The 15654-nt window shown below is 65.0% G+C and carries 14 protein-coding genes and 2 pseudogenes; 6 read left to right on the top strand and 10 right to left on the bottom strand.

Features of this window, described 5'->3' with window-relative positions; all coding sequences use genetic code 11:
• Positions 1 to 130 precede the first annotated feature (130 nt).
• Both ugpQ and ACWPWO_RS17215 read left to right on the top strand, forming a co-directional pair.
• Complete coding sequence (gene ugpQ / locus ACWPWO_RS17220; RefSeq protein ID WP_454007632.1) at positions 131 to 886, top strand: glycerophosphodiester phosphodiesterase; 756 nt, start codon at positions 131 to 133, stop codon at positions 884 to 886.
• A gap of 23 nt (positions 887 to 909) precedes the next feature.
• Positions 910 to 1764, top strand: a complete 855-nt coding sequence (locus ACWPWO_RS17215; RefSeq protein ID WP_454007631.1) for a 23S rRNA (adenine(2030)-N(6))-methyltransferase RlmJ — start codon at positions 910 to 912, stop codon at positions 1762 to 1764.
• 11 nt (positions 1765 to 1775) lie between these two features.
• Here ACWPWO_RS17215 and ACWPWO_RS17210 read toward each other — a convergent pair whose 3' ends face one another.
• Positions 1776 to 2510, bottom strand: coding sequence for a pseudouridine synthase (locus tag ACWPWO_RS17210; protein ID WP_454007630.1), 735 nt, complete (start codon positions 2508 to 2510; stop codon positions 1776 to 1778).
• A 36-nt stretch (positions 2511 to 2546) separates the two neighbouring features.
• Between ACWPWO_RS17210 and ACWPWO_RS17205 the strand changes: the two genes are divergently transcribed.
• Together ACWPWO_RS17205 and ACWPWO_RS17200 are read left to right on the top strand one after the other, a co-directional pair.
• Positions 2547 to 3122, top strand: coding sequence for a chorismate--pyruvate lyase family protein (locus ACWPWO_RS17205; protein WP_454007629.1), 576 nt, complete (start codon positions 2547 to 2549; stop codon positions 3120 to 3122).
• A gap of 52 nt (positions 3123 to 3174) precedes the next feature.
• Positions 3175 to 4383: an MFS transporter gene (locus tag ACWPWO_RS17200; RefSeq protein ID WP_454007628.1), complete on the top strand. Its 1209-nt coding sequence runs from the start codon at positions 3175 to 3177 to the stop codon at positions 4381 to 4383.
• A 65-nt stretch (positions 4384 to 4448) separates the two neighbouring features.
• Here ACWPWO_RS17200 and ACWPWO_RS17195 read toward each other — a convergent pair whose 3' ends face one another.
• The 3 genes from ACWPWO_RS17195 to ACWPWO_RS17185 are packed head-to-tail and all read right to left on the bottom strand — an operon-like array spanning position 4449 to position 6994.
• Complete coding sequence (locus tag ACWPWO_RS17195; RefSeq protein ID WP_454007627.1) at positions 4449 to 5291, bottom strand: aldo/keto reductase; 843 nt, start codon at positions 5289 to 5291, stop codon at positions 4449 to 4451.
• A gap of 40 nt (positions 5292 to 5331) precedes the next feature.
• Entirely contained in the window at positions 5332 to 5670 is a 339-nt protein-coding gene (locus ACWPWO_RS17190) for a P-II family nitrogen regulator (protein ID WP_394059971.1), read from the bottom strand.
• A gap of 13 nt (positions 5671 to 5683) precedes the next feature.
• Positions 5684 to 6994 carry a mechanosensitive ion channel family protein gene (locus ACWPWO_RS17185; RefSeq protein ID WP_454007626.1) on the bottom strand — a complete coding sequence of 437 codons (1311 nt, stop codon included), beginning with the start codon at positions 6992 to 6994 and terminating at the stop codon, positions 5684 to 5686.
• Between the two features lie 143 nt (positions 6995 to 7137).
• Between ACWPWO_RS17185 and argH the strand changes: the two genes are divergently transcribed.
• Positions 7138 to 8559 (top strand): argininosuccinate lyase, encoded by a 1422-nt coding sequence (argH, locus tag ACWPWO_RS17180; RefSeq protein WP_454007625.1) that lies wholly within the window; start codon positions 7138 to 7140, stop codon positions 8557 to 8559.
• Positions 8560 to 8743: 184 nt separating this feature from the next.
• Here argH and ACWPWO_RS17175 read toward each other — a convergent pair whose 3' ends face one another.
• The 5 genes and pseudogenes from ACWPWO_RS17175 to surE all read right to left on the bottom strand — a co-directional run bounded on the left by ACWPWO_RS17175 (position 8744) and on the right by surE (position 13769).
• Positions 8744 to 9556, bottom strand: a complete 813-nt coding sequence (locus ACWPWO_RS17175) for a hypothetical protein (RefSeq protein ID WP_454007624.1) — start codon at positions 9554 to 9556, stop codon at positions 8744 to 8746.
• A 233-nt stretch (positions 9557 to 9789) separates the two neighbouring features.
• A pseudogene (gene rlmD, locus ACWPWO_RS17170) lies at positions 9790 to 11091 on the bottom strand (23S rRNA (uracil(1939)-C(5))-methyltransferase RlmD); the annotation flags it as partial.
• Positions 11092 to 11359: 268 nt separating this feature from the next.
• On the bottom strand, positions 11360 to 12124 hold the full coding sequence (locus tag ACWPWO_RS17165) for a peptidoglycan DD-metalloendopeptidase family protein (RefSeq protein WP_454007623.1): 765 nt from the start codon (positions 12122 to 12124) through the stop codon (positions 11360 to 11362).
• Between the two features lie 80 nt (positions 12125 to 12204).
• Positions 12205 to 13026: a protein-L-isoaspartate(D-aspartate) O-methyltransferase gene (locus ACWPWO_RS17160; protein WP_454007622.1), complete on the bottom strand. Its 822-nt coding sequence runs from the start codon at positions 13024 to 13026 to the stop codon at positions 12205 to 12207.
• A gap of 2 nt (positions 13027 to 13028) precedes the next feature.
• Positions 13029 to 13769: a 5'/3'-nucleotidase SurE gene (gene surE / locus ACWPWO_RS17155; RefSeq protein WP_454007621.1), complete on the bottom strand. Its 741-nt coding sequence runs from the start codon at positions 13767 to 13769 to the stop codon at positions 13029 to 13031.
• A gap of 113 nt (positions 13770 to 13882) precedes the next feature.
• Between surE and plsY the strand changes: the two genes are divergently transcribed.
• The gene (gene plsY / locus ACWPWO_RS17150) at positions 13883 to 14527 is read left to right on the top strand and encodes a glycerol-3-phosphate 1-O-acyltransferase PlsY (RefSeq protein ID WP_454007620.1); all 645 of its coding nucleotides are present in this window, start codon (positions 13883 to 13885) and stop codon (positions 14525 to 14527) included.
• Positions 14528 to 14530: 3 nt separating this feature from the next.
• On the opposite strand, the pseudogene tsaD reads toward plsY, so the two are convergent.
• Positions 14531 to 15588: pseudogene (gene tsaD, locus ACWPWO_RS17145) on the bottom strand (tRNA (adenosine(37)-N6)-threonylcarbamoyltransferase complex transferase subunit TsaD).
• Positions 15589 to 15654: the final 66 nt, after the last annotated feature.

Below are 15654 nucleotides of genomic sequence, written 5' to 3'. Positions count from 1 at the left end.
AGTATGTTTGACTTAAATAGCTTGAGTCGGCCTAAAGCCGGATTGTAAATCCAAAACCCTAACCCTACAGTGTACAGCCCCGGGTAAAATAGTACATTGGCTTTTTTCACCTGCCGCCTGCGAGTCCTACATGAGCCCCATCACCCATCACTGGCCCTACCACAGCCTGATCGCCCATCGCGGCGCGGGCAAGGTCGCCCCTGAAAACACCCTGGCCGCCATGCGCGTCGGCGCCCAGAACGGCTTCACCATGATGGAGTACGACGTCAAGCTGAGCCGGGACGGCGTTCCCATCCTGCTGCACGACGACACCATGGATCGCACCTCCAACGCCAGGGGGCTGGCTGCGGACTACACCCTGGCCGAACTGTCGGCCTGGGACTTCGGCGCCTGGCATTCCTCGGCCTACGCGGGCGAGCCCGTCGCCACCCTCAGCGCGATCGCCGCCTTCACGCTGGCCAACCAGATCCACAGCAACATCGAAATCAAGCCCACCACCGGCCAGGAAGCCGAAACCGGCGCCGCCGTGGCGCTGGCGGCCCAGCGTCTGTGGGCCAGGGCCAGCCTGCCGCCGCTGCTGTCCTCTTTTTCCGAAGAAGCCCTGGCCGCCGCGCAACGCGTCGCACCGACCCTCCCGCGCGCCCTGCTCATCGAAGAACAGGTGCCCGCCGACTGGCCGCAGCATCCCAGGAGCTCCAGGCGCTGCGGCCTGAACCTGAACGACCGCTACACCGACCAGGCCCTGGTGCGGGCCATACGCCAGGCCGGCTACACCGTGGCGGTCTGGACCGTGAATGACGCCGAACGCGTGCGCGAGCTGCTCGACTGGGGCTGCAACGCCGTCTTCACCGACAAGGTCACCACCATCCGTCCCGACACTCTCTAACCGGCCCTGCGCCAGGACTGCTCTTGTTTAGTTACCGCCACGCCTTTCACGCCGGCAATCACGCCGACGTGCTCAAGCACGCCACCCTGCTGCACATCTTCGATTACTACACGCAAAAGGACAGCGCCTTCACCGTCATCGACACGCATTGCGGCGCGGGGCTGTACGACCTGGAGGACGATTGGGCCCAGACCCGGGGCGAGTTCTACGACGGACTGGACCGGGTCCTGCAGCAGGACCGCCATCCTGGACTGATCGAGCGCTACATAGACGCCGTCGCGGACCTGAATCCAGACGAGGTGGCCCGCTACTATCCGGGTTCGCCCTGGCTGGCGCTGAGCCTGCTGCGCCGGCAGGACAGCTTCCACGGTTTCGAGCTGCACCCCTCGGAGTTCGAGGTGCTGAGCGAGAACGTCGCCCAGTTGTTCCCGCGCGGCAACCGCCGCGTGCGCCTGTACCAGCAAAATGGCTTCGAACAGTTGAACCGCCTGCTGCCGCCGCCGTCGCGGCGCGGCGTCGTGGTCATGGATCCCTCCTACGAGGCCAAGTCGGACTACAGACAGGTGCCGGTCAGCGTGAAAGAGGCCCTGAAGCGCTTCGCCCAGGCCTGCATCGTGATCTGGTACCCGATCGTGCAGCGCCCCGAGGTCCAGCAACTGCAACGCAGCCTGGAGCAACTGGACACGCCCTGGCTGCACGCCAGCCTGAACGTGCGCGCCCCGGCCGCCAACGGACTGGGCCTGCACGGCAGCGGCCTGTTCATCACCAATCCGCCCTGGACGCTGCAGGCCGCGCTGGCGCAAAGCTTGCCCTGGCTAAAAGAAAAGCTGGCCCAGGACGACCGGGCCAGCTATCAATTGCGCGCCTCTTCCAAATAGAAAAGCCGGGTTCAGGCCAGGCGCTCGGATTCCTTCATGTAGCGCCACTGGCCCATGGGCAGGTCGCCCAGCACCAGTTCGCCGATGCGCACGCGCTTCAAACCCACCACCTTAAGCCCCACCATCTCGCACATGCGGCGGATCTGGCGTTTCTTGCCTTCGCGCAGCACGAAGCGCAGCTGGTCCTCGTTCTGCCAGGACACCTGCGCGGGCAGCAGCGGCTTGCCGTCCAGGCTCAGGCCGTAATTGAGCAGTTCCAGGCCGCGCTCGCTGAGCTTGCCGGAGACGCGCACCAGGTATTCCTTGTCGATGACCGAATCATCGCCGATGATCTGGCGGGCGATGCGCCCATCCTGGGTCAGGATGAGCAGGCCGGTGGAATCGATGTCCAGGCGGCCGGCCGGAGCCAGTCCACGCAGGTGCGCGGGCTCGAATTTGGGCCCGCCGCGCCCGCCCTTGTACTGGGTCGAGGCGTTGATCAGCGAGACCGCATTGCGATAGCCCGACTCGGCCTGTCCCGATACAAAGCCCACGGGCTTGTGCAGCAGAATGGTCACGCGCTGGGTCTGGCGCTTGCGGGCCTGCTTCTCCAGCGTGATCTTCTGGTTGGGATAGGCCTTGCTGCCCAGTTCGGAGACGATTTCGCCGTCCACGCGCACCCAGCCGCGCTCGATGAAAGCGTCGGCCTCGCGGCGCGAGCACATGCCGCGCTGGGCCATTAATTTTGAGATACGTTCTTTTTCCATGAGCGCTATTTTATGGCTTTGGCGATAATACCGGACATGAAATTGAGTCCCACTGCAAAAAAACCCTGGCACGACCAGGTTCATCCTTCCGCCACGCCCGCCCAGAAACACTGGCTGCACCGTCCCGGCGCCCTGACCGCCGGCCTGCGTCGCCTGGGCCAGGTGCGCCTGGACGTGGTGCGCGAGTACGCCTGCCGCCTGGACGCCCAGGAAGCCGCGCTGATTGAAAGGCCTCGCGGCACGCTGGCCTGGATACGCGAAGTCTCCATGTCCATCGATGGCGTGCGCTGCGTGATCGCCCGCAGCTTCACGCCCCTGGCCGCCTCGCACGGCGTCTGGCAGGGCATACGGCGTCTGCGCAGCCGCCCCCTGGCCGACATGCTCTACAACGACGCCCAGATACAACGGTCGGCCTTCCTGAGCTGCCGCCTGAATCGCGCCGTGCCGTTTTTCCGCACCATCGAACGCGCCCTGGACGGCTCCGGGGAGCCCGTGCCGCAGGCCCGGCAATTGCTGGCGCGCTGCTCCGTGTTCTGGCGCCACGGCCAGCCCCTGCTGGTGGCCGAATGCTTCATGCCCGCGTTCTGGTCGCCTGGCTCCACGCTTGCCTAATTTCCAATTATCATTAGCTAATAATTTCAACTTATGTAGAGAGCCCATCGCCATGCCCACCATCCCAGACAACGGCCGCCGCAATGCCTTCATCCTGTCCGGCATGCAGGCGCTGGGCGGCGCCAACCCGGCGCTGGTCGTCGCCCTGAGCAGCCTGGTGGGCCAGCAAATGGCCAGCCGCAGCGACCTGGCTACCCTGCCCGTGGGCATCTTCAATCTGGGACTGGCGGTGGGCATCCTGCCGGCGGCCTACCTGATGCGCCGCCTGGGCCGCCAGGGCGGCTACCTCATCGGCGCCCTGCTGGGCGTGGGCGCCGGCCTGCTGGCCTCCGGAGGCATCTACGCAGGTTCCTTCGCCCTGTTCTGCCTGGGCACGCTGCTGGCCGGACTGTACGCCTCCTATGTACAGAGCTACCGCTTTGCAGCCGCCGACAACGCCTCCGAAGTCTTCCGGCCCAAAGCCATCTCCTGGGTCATGGCCGGCGGCCTGCTCGGCGCGGTGATCGCCACCCAGACCATCGTGCACACCCAGGACATCTGGCCGCAGCACCCGTTCGCCGCGGCCTTCCTGGCGCAAGCCGCGCTGGCGGCGCTGGTCCTGCCTTTTGCGGCCGCCCTGCGCCTGGGACGCGGCGCCGCCCAGGCGGGGGCGACTCCCTATACCGGGCGCCCCTTGCGCGAGATCGCCGCCAACAGCCGCTTCATCATCGCCGTGCTGGCGGGCGTGGCCTCCTACGGACTGATGAACTTCCTGATGACGGCCTCGCCGCTGGCCATGATAGGCTGCGGCCACAGCCTGAACGATTCGACGCTGGGCATACAGTGGCACATCCTGGCCATGTTCGGGCCAAGCTTTTTCACCGGCGGCCTGATCAAGCGCTTCGGCAAGATCCCGGTCACCTTCGCGGGCGTGCTGCTGCTGGGACTGGCCAGCGTGGTCGCGCTGACGGGCATCAGCGTGTCGCACTTCTGGTTCAGCCTGGTGCTGCTGGGCCTGGGCTGGAATTTCGGCTTCATCGGCGCCACCAATATGGTGCTGGACTGCTACCGCCCGGAAGAACGCGGCCGCGTGCAGGCCCTGAACGATTTCATCATCTTCACCTGCGTGGCGCTGTCCTCGTTCACGTCCGGCCGCGTGCTCGCCAACTATGGCTGGGAGGGCGTCAACACCTGGACCCTGCCCATTTCCGGCATGGTGATGCTGGCCCTGGCGTGGCTGTGGCTGCAGGACAGGCGCGGACTGCGCGAGGCGCAGGCCTGAAGGCGGCGGTCCGCGGGTGTGGACTCAAAGAGAAACCGCGGGCAGCCCCGCGGTTCACCAGCTCCTTACAGCATGGGCAGATAGGCCGGCTCGGGCCCCTGGGCGAAGTATTGATCGAGCTCGTCGAGGTGTTCGGCACTGAGCGTCAGGTCGCCGGCGGCGGCGTTTTCCTGGGTATGCTCCACCGTGGAGGACTTGGGGATGACGAACACATCGCGCTTGCGAAGCAGGAAAGCCAGGGCCACCTGACGCGGCGTGGCGCCATAGGCGCTGCCGATCTCCTCCAGCAAGGCGCCGCCTTCGGAGTCCGGATCGGGAAAATCATCGTGACCAAAGGGGCTGTAGGCCACCACGCGCACCCCGTGCTCATGGCACCAGGGCAGTACGGAATGCTCGATGGCGCGCTCGTTCAGGTGATAAAGCACCTGATTGCAGGCGATGCGATTCGGCCCCACGATGTCGTAGGCCTCCTGCAGCCATTGCGCATCGAAATTGCTGACGCCCCATTGCAGTATCTTGCCGTCGCGGCGCAGTTGCTCGAAAGCGGCGAAGGTTTCCTCCAGGGGCACGCGGCCGGGCCAGTGCAGCAGGTACATGTCCAGCCGATCCGTACCCAGGCGCTTCAGGCTGGCTTCGCAGGCCTTGATGACGCCCTGCCGCGAGGCGTTGTACGGCAGCACCTTGGACACCAGGAAGGCTTCGTCGCGGCGGCCGCGCAAGGCCTGCCCGATCAGGGTTTCGGCTTCGCCTTCGCCATACATCTCCGCGGTGTCGATGTGATTCATGCCGGCGTCCAGACCGGCGCGGAATGCGGCGATGGCCTGGTTCCAGTCGCCCGCGTCCACATACCAGCTGCCCTGGCCCACGCGCGAGACGCGCGCTGCCGTACCCATGGTTTCGTACTGCATGGAAATCTCCTTGTTTGCCGCCCGGCCCGAAGGCGCGTGGTCAGAGCGCGTCGCGCCCGCTTTCGCCGGTACGGATGCGAATGGCCTGCTCCACCGGCGTGACGAAGATCTTGCCATCGCCGATCTTGCCGGTGTGAGCGGCCTTGATGATGGCGTCGATGACCGCCTCGCAGCGCTCCGCCGCCACCACGATGTCCACGCGGATCTTGGGCAGGAAATCCACCACGTACTCGGCGCCGCGGTAAAGTTCGGTATGACCCTTCTGGCGGCCGAAACCCTTGACCTCGGTGACGGTCAGCCCGTTGACGTCCAGCTCGGCCAGGGCTTCGCGGACTTCGTCCAGCTTGAAAGGCTTGATGATGGCGGTGATTTGTTTCATGGTTGTGCGTGCTTCATGATTTGAAAGAATCGCTTTGCCCCAGGGCGGGCCTGTGGCTTTCCGCCGCCAGACTGAGCCCCAGGCTGAGATCTCGCCCGGTAGGCGACTGGAACAGCCGCAGGCCCATTTCCGGCAGGATGGACAGGAAGTGATCGAAGATATCGCCCTGGATGCGCTCGTGGTCCACCCAGGCCGTCTTGTTGGTGAAGCAATAGACTTCCACCGGGATGCCGTCGGCTGTGGGCTCCATCATGCGCACCATCTGAATCATATCCTGATGCACCTCCGGGTGCCGCTTGATGTAGGCCATGCAATAGGCCCGGAACGTACCCAGATTGGTCAGGCGCCGGTAATTGACGGCATCCATGCCGGCGCGCCCCAGCTCCTGGTTGGAGGCCTCGATTTCACGCTGCTTCTGCTCCAGGTAGTCGCGCAGGAGCGCGAAGCGGGACAGGCTGCCGACCTCTTCGGGGGTCAGGAAGCGCACGCTGGAGGCATCGATGCTGAGGGTGCGCTTGATGCGCCGCCCGCCCGATTCGAACATCTGCCGCCAGTTGCGGTAGCTTTCGGAAAACAGCTTGTAGGTGGGAATGGTGGTGACGGTCTTGTCCCAGTTCTGCACCTTGACCGTATGCAGGGCGATGTCGATGACGAAGCCGTCGGCATTGGCCTGCTTCATCTCGATCCAGTCGCCGATGCGCAGCATGTCGTTGGAACTCATCTGCGTGCTGGCCACCAGCGAGAGCAGCGTATCCTTGAACACCAGCAGCAGCACCGCCGACAGCGCGCCCAGGCCCGAGAGCAGCAGCACCGGCGACTGGTCCAGCAAAATGGAGGTCATGACGATGAAGCCGATGGCCCAGACTCCGATCTTGGCCACTTCGATATAGCCTTTGATGGACTTGGTGCGTCCCCGGCTGGAATTGGCATAGACATCCTGCCAGGCGCCCAGCAGGCTGACGATGGCCATGATGACGAACACGCAGAACGCCATCAGGAATAGGCGCGCGACCGGCTGCAGAATGGCCGGCGACAGGGGCAGAAGCGCCAGGCTCGAGGCCACCACCAGCAGGGGCACGGCGTAGCCGACATGGCGCACGAAACGGCGCTTGACCAGCGCGCGGGCCCATTCGTCCTTGCCCGCCACCTTCAGGATGCGGCGCACCAGGCTGGAGAGCACGCTGGACGTGATCCAGCTCGCGAACCACACCAGCAGCGCCAGCATGCCGATGCCCGCCAGCACCTGCACCCATAGTTCCTGCGGCAGATAGCCCTCGATCCGTTGCCATCCCAGCAAATCGGCCAGGGCGCGCTCGTGTTCCATGTCGGTTCCCCGTCCGGCCGGCCGCAAAAATGCGCCGGCTCGGTTTCCTAGACTGTCAAAACTCTCTAATATACTGCACAGCGCCTGCGCGCAGTGGGCGGCAACGCCCTGCTGCCCCGCCCGATTCACTATAATTGCCCCCTATGTCTACGAACACACCCAACTCCCATCACGACCAGTTCGCCAACAAGGCCAAAGCCTGGTCGGCCCGATTCTCCGAACCCGTCTCCGATCTGGTCAAGCGCTACACCGCTTCCGTGGACTTCGACAAGCGCATGGCGCGCTTCGACATCCAGGGCTCGCTGGCCCACGCCAGCATGCTGGCCGCCGTGGGCGTCATCAGCGCGCAGGACAAGGCGGACATCGAACGCGGCATGGCCCAGATACTGGACGAGATCGAGCAGGGCCAATTCCAGTGGCTGCTGGACCTGGAGGACGTGCACCTGAACATCGAGAAGCGGCTGGTGGAGCTGATCGGCGACGCGGGCAAGCGTCTGCACACGGGCCGCTCGCGCAACGACCAGGTGGCCACCGACATCCGCTTGTGGCTGCGCAATGAAATCGATATCGCCGTGGACCTGCTGGCCCAGATGCAGCGCAAGCTGGCCGAGCTGGCCCTGGCCCAGGCCGACACCATCCTGCCCGGCTTCACCCATCTGCAGGTGGCCCAGCCCGTCACCTTCGGCCACCACCTGCTGGCCTACGCCGAAATGTTCCGCCGCGACGCCGAACGTCTGCAGGACTGCCGCAAGCGCGTCAACCGACTGCCCCTGGGCGCGGCCGCCCTGGCCGGCACCAGCTACCCGATCGACCGCGAGATGGTCGCCGGCCTGCTGGGCTTCGATGAAGTCTGCCGCAACTCGCTGGACGCCGTCTCGGACCGTGACTTCGCCATCGAGTTCTGCGCCGCCGCCGCGTTGATCATGACGCACATCTCGCGCTTCTCCGAAGAGCGGGGGCGGTGGATGAGCCCGCGCGTGGGCGTCATCGACCGGGCCGACCGCTTCGGCACGGGCAGCTCCATCATGCCCCAGAAAAAGAACCCCGACGTGCCCGAGCTGGCCCGCGGCAAGACCGGCCGCGTCAACGGCCATCTGATCGCCCTGCTGACCCTGATGAAAGGCCAGCCCCTGGCCTACAACAAGGACAACCAGGAAGACAAGGAAGGCCTGTTCGACTCCGCCGACACCATCCGCGACACCCTGACCATCTTCGTGGACCTGATCTCCGGCATCAAGGTCAAGCCCGAGGCCATGCGCGCGGCCGCGCTGCAGGGCTTTGCCACCGCCACCGATCTGGCCGACTACCTGGTCAAGAAAGGCCTGCCTTTCCGCGACGCCCACGAAACCGTGGCGCTGGCCGTGCGCCACTGCGAAGAGCGCGGCTGCGACCTGGCCGACCTGTCCCTGGAGCAGCTCCAGAGCTTCGACGCCCGCATCGAATCCGACATCTTCCAGGTGCTGACCCTGGAAGGTTCGGTCGCCTCGCGCAAGCACATCGGCGGCACCGCCCCCGAACGCGTGCGCATCGAAGCCCAGCTCATCCTGGACCGCATCCCCGGCTAGGCGCGCGCCGCCGGAAAAAGCGCCCCGCCGGCTGGCGGGGAGTTCTTCCCGGCTTCCCTCAATCGACGTACGACTGCACGTTGAGCCCGATCCTGCGCAGGCCCAGCTCATCCAACGCCTGGGCGGCGGCGAGTCGGTCGCAGTCGGCAACGGCCGACAGCGGCGCGGCGACAATTTACTGCGCCTACATCAATAGCCGCCTGTAATCCTCGTCGTCGCAGGCATTGCAGATGTTCATCAGCTTAGCAAAAGCCGCCCTCTCGGTGCCTGGGTATAGGGAGACCTGAACGATCCTCGGCCAGCAAGTCCGCAATGTTTTCTCCAGCTTATAGAACTCGTCGTCGGACAAGAGCTGGACGTAGCGATACAGGGTCGCCTCGTCGCCCGGAATCAGCTCCAACTGCGCAAGCAACTTGGGTACGTCCAAGATGGGGGCATGCAACACATGGAAAAGCTGTTGCAGGGGCATATGCACGGTGTTCCAGGTCCAGCGCTGTTCCACGGCCTCGGCCACATCCGCCAGAACCTTGGCTGCCGCAGCGCGCCGCAGGTCATTGGGCTGCGTTGAAATCCTGTCCAGAATGGCATTGCGGGACTGCTCACTGCGCAATATACCGTAACGCAGTATGACGATGTCCGATTCTTTCTGTTCTTGCAAACATGCATGCAGGCACTGCCGTGCCCTCATAGACACAGTTTCGCATGCTTCCCAGTCCTGGCCTAACTCCATCAGTGGCATCACTATCCTGGATAGACGCTCTTCGTCAATGCCGAGTCTTCGTTGAACCGCCAGAGGGCTCATCAGTCCAACCAGCAGCTCTCCGACCAGCCGACGGTCGGCGCGCCGAGTACTTGCCAGACCACCCAGGGTTTCCCACAAACCCAGCCCGGTGCCCATTCGCGGCGACGACGGCGCCTGCGCCACATCAAGGGCGTCGAAGCCGTCGGTCCTGAGGGAGCTTGAAATATTGAGCATATCGAAAGTCGTTGTATTCATGCTTGTTTCTCTCGAAGAAGATCGAACCCGGCCACCAGAACCAGGGTCGGACGCAAGAATGGCCCGGCCGCAACACCGCCATCGCCATCAACCCTAGATTGGGTAACGGATAACCATTTCATGTTCCATGAGCCACAAGCCGGCCGCGCCGCTGAAGAGGCGCCCACAGTGCTTACCTGCCACGCGCAGAACCGCTCTTATTTCTGGGCGTTCAGGCCAAGTGCTTACTTTGCAAACACCGCGATCGATTCCACGTGCGCGGTGTGGGGAAACATGTTGACCACGCCGGCGGATTGCAGCGTGTAGCCGCCTTCGTTGACCAGGATGCCGGCGTCGCGAGCCAGGGTGCCCGGGCTGCAGGACACATAGACCAGGCGCTCGGGGCGTTCTTCGGGGGCCAGTTGGGTCAGCGCGGTGGCCACGGCCATGGCGCCGTCGCGCGGCGGGTCGATCAGGATGCGGTCGAAGCGGCCCAGGTCGCGCAGCCATTTGACGTCCACCTCGAACAGGTTCAGGGTGGCGAAGCGGGCCTTGTCCTGCAGGCCGTGCGCCAGGGCGGCCTCGCCGGCGCGCTGGGTCAGGGTGGCGCTGCCTTCGATGCCGACCACTTCCGCGGCGCGGCGCGCCAGCGGCAGGCTGAAGTTGCCCAGACCGCAGAACAGGTCGGCCACGCGATGATGCGGCTGCACATCCAGCAAGGACAGCGCGCGAGAGATCAGGCTGCGGTTGATGGCATGGTTGACCTGGGTGAAGTCCGTGGGGCGGAACGGCATGCGCAAGCCGAATTCGGGCAAGGCGTAGGCCAGCTTGCCGGCATCGTCGCGCTCCAGCGGGTGCACGGTCTCTGGGCCTTTGGGCTGCAGCCACCAGCTGATGTCATGCTCTTTGGCAAAATCACGCAGACGGGCAATGTCGTCCGCCGTCAGCGGCTCCATGTGGCGCAGCGTCAGCACGGTGACCTGGTCGCCCATGGCCAGCTCGATCTGCGGCAGCCTGTCGGGGCGCGACAGGCCCGCCAGACAGGTGCGCAGCGGCCCCAGCAAGGCCGACACCTTGGCGGGCAGCACGCGGCATTCGGTCATGTCCACCACGTAACGGCCATTCTTCTCGCGAAAACCGACCAGCACCCCGCCCTTCTTGGGCACGAAACGGGTGGAGAAGCGCGCCCGATAGCGATAGCCCCAATAGGGGCCGTGCAGAGCCGGCAGGACCTGGCTGGGTCTGACCTTGCCGATGTGCGCCAGGGAGTCTTCCAGCACGCGCTGCTTGATCGCAACCTGGGCGGCCGGCTCCAGGTGCTGCATGGCGCAGCCCCCGCAGTTGCCGAAGTTCGGACAGGGCGGCTCGGCGCGCTGGGAAGAGCGCTGCACCAGTTCGGTCATGCGCGCCTTGTCATAGGAATCCTTGGAGCGCACGGTTTCGGCGCGCACGCGCTCGCCGGGCAGAGCCCCTTCCACGAACACCACTTTGCCGTCCTTGTGGGCCACGCCGCGCCCTTCCAGATCCAGCGATTCGATCAACAACACATCAGACATACGATAAAAATCCAGATAAGCGCCCGGCCCGCGGAAGATTGCGCGCTCGCTCGAAGAAATGCAGGCAAATAGGCAATTTTACAATGGGGCCGCGCGGAGAATGAAAAAAACGCATGCCCCCCGGCAAACAAGCCCGGGCTGCGAGCCATGCTCCTGCGCGGCACAAGCCCGACACTCCAGAAAAGGCGCTTCCTGCCTCGGGAGCGACGCGCCGGCATGAAAAAAAAGCGGCCCGCGGGCCGCTTTGTCATCCACGCTGCCGCGCCGATCAGCGGGCCGGCAGATAGGACATGGGATTGACCGGCGTGCCCGAGCGACGAATCTCGAAGTGCAGGCGCGGCGAGGTCGTGTCGGACTGGCCCAGGTCGGCGATGCGCTGGCCCTTCTTGACCTGCTGGCCGGTCTTCACATGCAGCGTGTTGTTGTGCGCGTACGCGGTGATGAAACCATTGCTGTGACCCAGCAGCACCATGGAGCCCAGGCCGCGCACGCCGTTGCCGGCATACATGACCTTGCCATCGGCGGCGGCGACCACGGGGTCGCCCACCTTGCCTTCGATGTCGATGCCCTTGGTGGAGGCGTTGAAGCCCTGAATGATCTTGCCGGTGGCAGGCCAGCCCCAGGAGATCAGGGAGGCGTCGCTGGCGCGGGGCGCAGAAGCGGGGGTTTCGGTCTTGATCGGCGTGGCCGGGCTGACGGGCGAGGTCTGGGACGAGCCCGAGGAGGACGGCGGCGCGGCCGCCACGGACGCATTGCCGTCCAGGCGCAGGACCTGGCCCACGCGCAGCATGGACGGGTCGGAAATCTGGTTCAGGCTGATCAGCGTGCCGACCTCCATGCCATGGGCCTGGGCGATCTTGTACAGCGTGTCGCCGGGCCGCACCACATAGGTGCCCGAGGCCGTGCTGACGGCGCCGGAGGAGGCCGACGAGGAGCTCATGTCAGTGACGGGCGCGCGGGCCGAACGGCTCCCGCAGCCCGCCAACAGGGTACTGGCGACCACAGCCACCACCAGGCAATGACGTGGCTTCAAGGACCACAGAACGTTGGTGGGAGCAGCGGTTATCGGTAACCTGACTGCATGCTGCATATGAATCTCCTGAGAATGTCTTACTAAATCTGGGTTCCGGACCGCATCGGTACGAAGCGGACCGCTTCAAGTTCTTCGCGACGCCAGCCGGCCTGTCCGGTGCGCTCCACCAGGACCAGGCGCTGCTGCGTCGTGCCTTCGGGTGCGATCAATCGCCCGCCGACGGCCAATTGCTCCAGCAAGGTCCGGGGAATGACCGGACCGGCTGCCGCCACAACGATAGCATCATAGGGAGCGGCGGCGGCGTAACCTTGCATTCCGTCACCAAACAGCACCCGAACGCGTTGCGACAGGCCTAATTGCCTCATGCGATCACGAGCCGCGTCGTACAGCCCCTTGATGCGCTCGATGGCGTAAACTTCTTTGACCAATTGTGCCAAAACTGCAGCCTGATAACCACATCCGGCGCCAACTTCAAGTACTTTGTTAGGTATTTTCTGGTCGCACACCAGGGAGATCATGTGCGCGACCACCCAGGGCTGGGATATGGTCTGGGCAAAGCCGATGGGCAGGGCGTCGTCCTCGTAGGCGCGGCTGGCCAGCCCCTCGTCGACGAACAGGTGGCGGGGCACGGCCTGCATGGCGGCCAGCACGCGTTCGTCCACGATGCCCTGCCTGCGCAGGCGCTCGATCATCATGCCACGCGAGCGTTCCGAGTTCAAACCAAGATTGACACTTGTTGACACTTGCTGTGACACCGCCCCAGCCGGCGCGGGCTGCAACTGGCCGCGCTGCACGATGCGCGTGTTGCTGTTGCTGGCGGACAGCCCGCTGCCCAGCCGGGACTTGCCGAATCGGTTCGTCGTGCCGTCGGCGAAAGGAAAACGGTTGACCGGCTTGCGCATGGCTACTCCGCCCAGGCCCGTATGCCGGCCAGTTGTTCGTAATTGGTCAGGTCCACGCGCAATGGCGTGACCGATACGGCCAGTTGCTCGACCGCGCCGAAATCCGTATCGTCCGCGCTGTCGGACACCCGGCCGACCGGGCCTATCCAGTAGACCGGGTCGCCATAGGGCGTGCGGCTCTGGATGACGGGCTCGGATGGATGGCGCTTGCCCAGGCGCGTGACGCGCAGGCCCTTGAGCGCATCGTAGGGCACGGCCGGAATGTTGACGTTGAGCAGGGTATTGGGCGCCAGGGGCTGGCGACGGCAGCGCTCCACGACCTCGCGCGCGATGCGCGCGGCGCTGTCCAGATGGGGCCAGCCGCGCTCGATCAGCGAGAAGGCGATGGCGGGTATGCCGAACAGGTGCCCTTCCATGGCAGCGGCGACCGTGCCTGAATACAGCGTATCGTCGCCCATGTTGGCGCCATTGTTGATGCCCGAGACCACCAGGTCCGGACGGAAGTCCAGCAGCCCGGTCAGGGCCACGTGCACGCAGTCCGACGGTGTACCATTGACGTAATAGAAGCCATTGGCGGCCTGGCGCACCGACAGGGGGCGGTTCAGCGTCAAGGAGTTGCTGGCCCCGCTGCAATTGGTCTCGGGTGCGATGACGGTCAGTTCGCCCAGACCCTGCAAGGCCTGATGCAGGGCCTCGATCCCGGCCGCATTGTAGCCATCATCATTGGACACCAGAATACGCATCGTTCACTTCCGTTAAAAATCTAACAGGGGTAGCGAATTGTACCCGCTGGTTTTGGTATTTTGCTGCAAGGCCGGTAGAATCCGCGCAACTATTATTGTGGAGCTCCGATCCCATGAATGCCCTTCCCTTCGCTGCGGCCGCCTTGCTCACGGCCCTGGTTTCATACCTGCTGCGCTCGCTGCCCTTTGCCGTGATCGTCAGCAAGATCATGGGCTTGCAGGACCCGCGCACCTTTGGCTCCAAAAACCCGGGCGCCACCAACGTGTTGCGCACCGGAAACAAGAAGGCCGCCGTTCTGACCTTGCTGGGCGATGCGTTCAAAGGCTGGCTGGCGGTGTTCCTGACCCAGCAGGCCATCGCCGCCTGGGGCTGGGCGCCGGCGCTGGCCGCCATCAGCGCCCTGTTCGCCTTCCTGGGCCATCTGTTCCCGCTGTTCCTGGGCTTCAAGGGCGGCAAGGGCGTGGCCACCGCCATAGGTGTGATCCTGGCCCTGGAGCCCTGGCTGGCGCTGGCCACGCTGGCCACCTGGCTGATCATCGCCTGGGTCAGCCGGTATTCCTCGCTGGCCGCCATCGTCAGCGCCGTATTCGTGCCCTTCTATTACCTGCTGGGCGCCAAGGTGGCCTGGCCCATGAGCGGCGCGACCGCCGCCGCCCTGATCGCCATCGCCGCCCTGCTGCTGTGGCGACACCAGGAGAACATCCGCCGCCTCATGACCGGCAAGGAAAGCAAGATCGGCGCCGGCAAGAAAAAATAAAGCCTAGGCTCCTGCCTGCGCCAGCGGCTCGTTGACGCTGGCCAAGTCCCAGCGCGGCCGGATCGCGAAACCGTGCTGCGACGCATCCAGCTCCGCCAGGCCATGCTGCAGCCGCATGGCCGCCGCAAACGCGATCATGGCGCCATTGTCGGTACAGAATTCCAGCGGCGGAAAGAAGACCTCGCCGCGCAGCTTGCGCATCGCCTGCTGCAACTGGGCGCGCAGATGTCGGTTGGCTCCCACGCCGCCGGCCACCACCAGACGCTTCAGCCCGCTTTGCTTCAAGGCCTTGATGGCCTTGGCCGCCAGCACGTCGACAATGGCGCTTTCCGTGGCGGCGGCCAGGTCGGCGCGCCGCTGCGGCGTCACGCCGCCCTCTTCCTGCTCCAGTTTGCGCAGCCGCGTCAGCACCGCGGTCTTCAGGCCGCTGAAGCTGAAATCCAGATCCTTGCTGTGCAGCATGGGGCGGGGCAAATCGTATGCCGTCGGGTCGCCCTGCTCGGCCAGACGCGACAGGGCGGGTCCGCCGGGATAGCCCAGCCCCATCAGCTTGGCGCTTTTGTCGAAGGCTTCGCCGGCCGCATCGTCCAGGGTCTCGCCCAGCAATTCGTACCGGCCCCGCCGTCCACCCGCATGATCTGCGTGTGGCCGCCCGACACCAGCAGCGCCACAAAAGGGAACTCAGGACGGGGCTCGGCCAGCAGCGGCGAGAGCAGGTGCCCTTCCAGGTGATGCACGGCGATGGTGGGCTTGCCCAGCGACCAGGCCATGGCCTGCGCGACGCTGGCGCCTACCAGCAAGGCTCCGGCCAGCCCGGGACCGGCCGTATAGGCGATGGCGTCCACCTCCTCCAGCGCCAGGCCTGCTTGCGCCAGCACCTGGCGGGTCAGGGGCAGCACGCGCCGGATGTGGTCGCGCGAAGCCAGCTCCGGCACGACGCCGCCGTAATCGCGGTGCATGGCGATCTGGCTGTGCAGGGCATGAGCCAGCAGGCCCCGTTCCGTGCTGACCAGCGCCACGCCGGTCTCGTCGCAGGAACTTTCAAATCCAAGAATATTCATTTGGCTATTTTACCCCGCCGCCATGGCGAGGTCGGCAAATTGTTGCCCATGCGCCACCTCTTGCCA

It is taken from the genome of Alcaligenes sp. Marseille-Q7550 (assembly GCF_965112015.1).
This window is presented reverse-complemented; position numbering and strand designations above follow the sequence as displayed.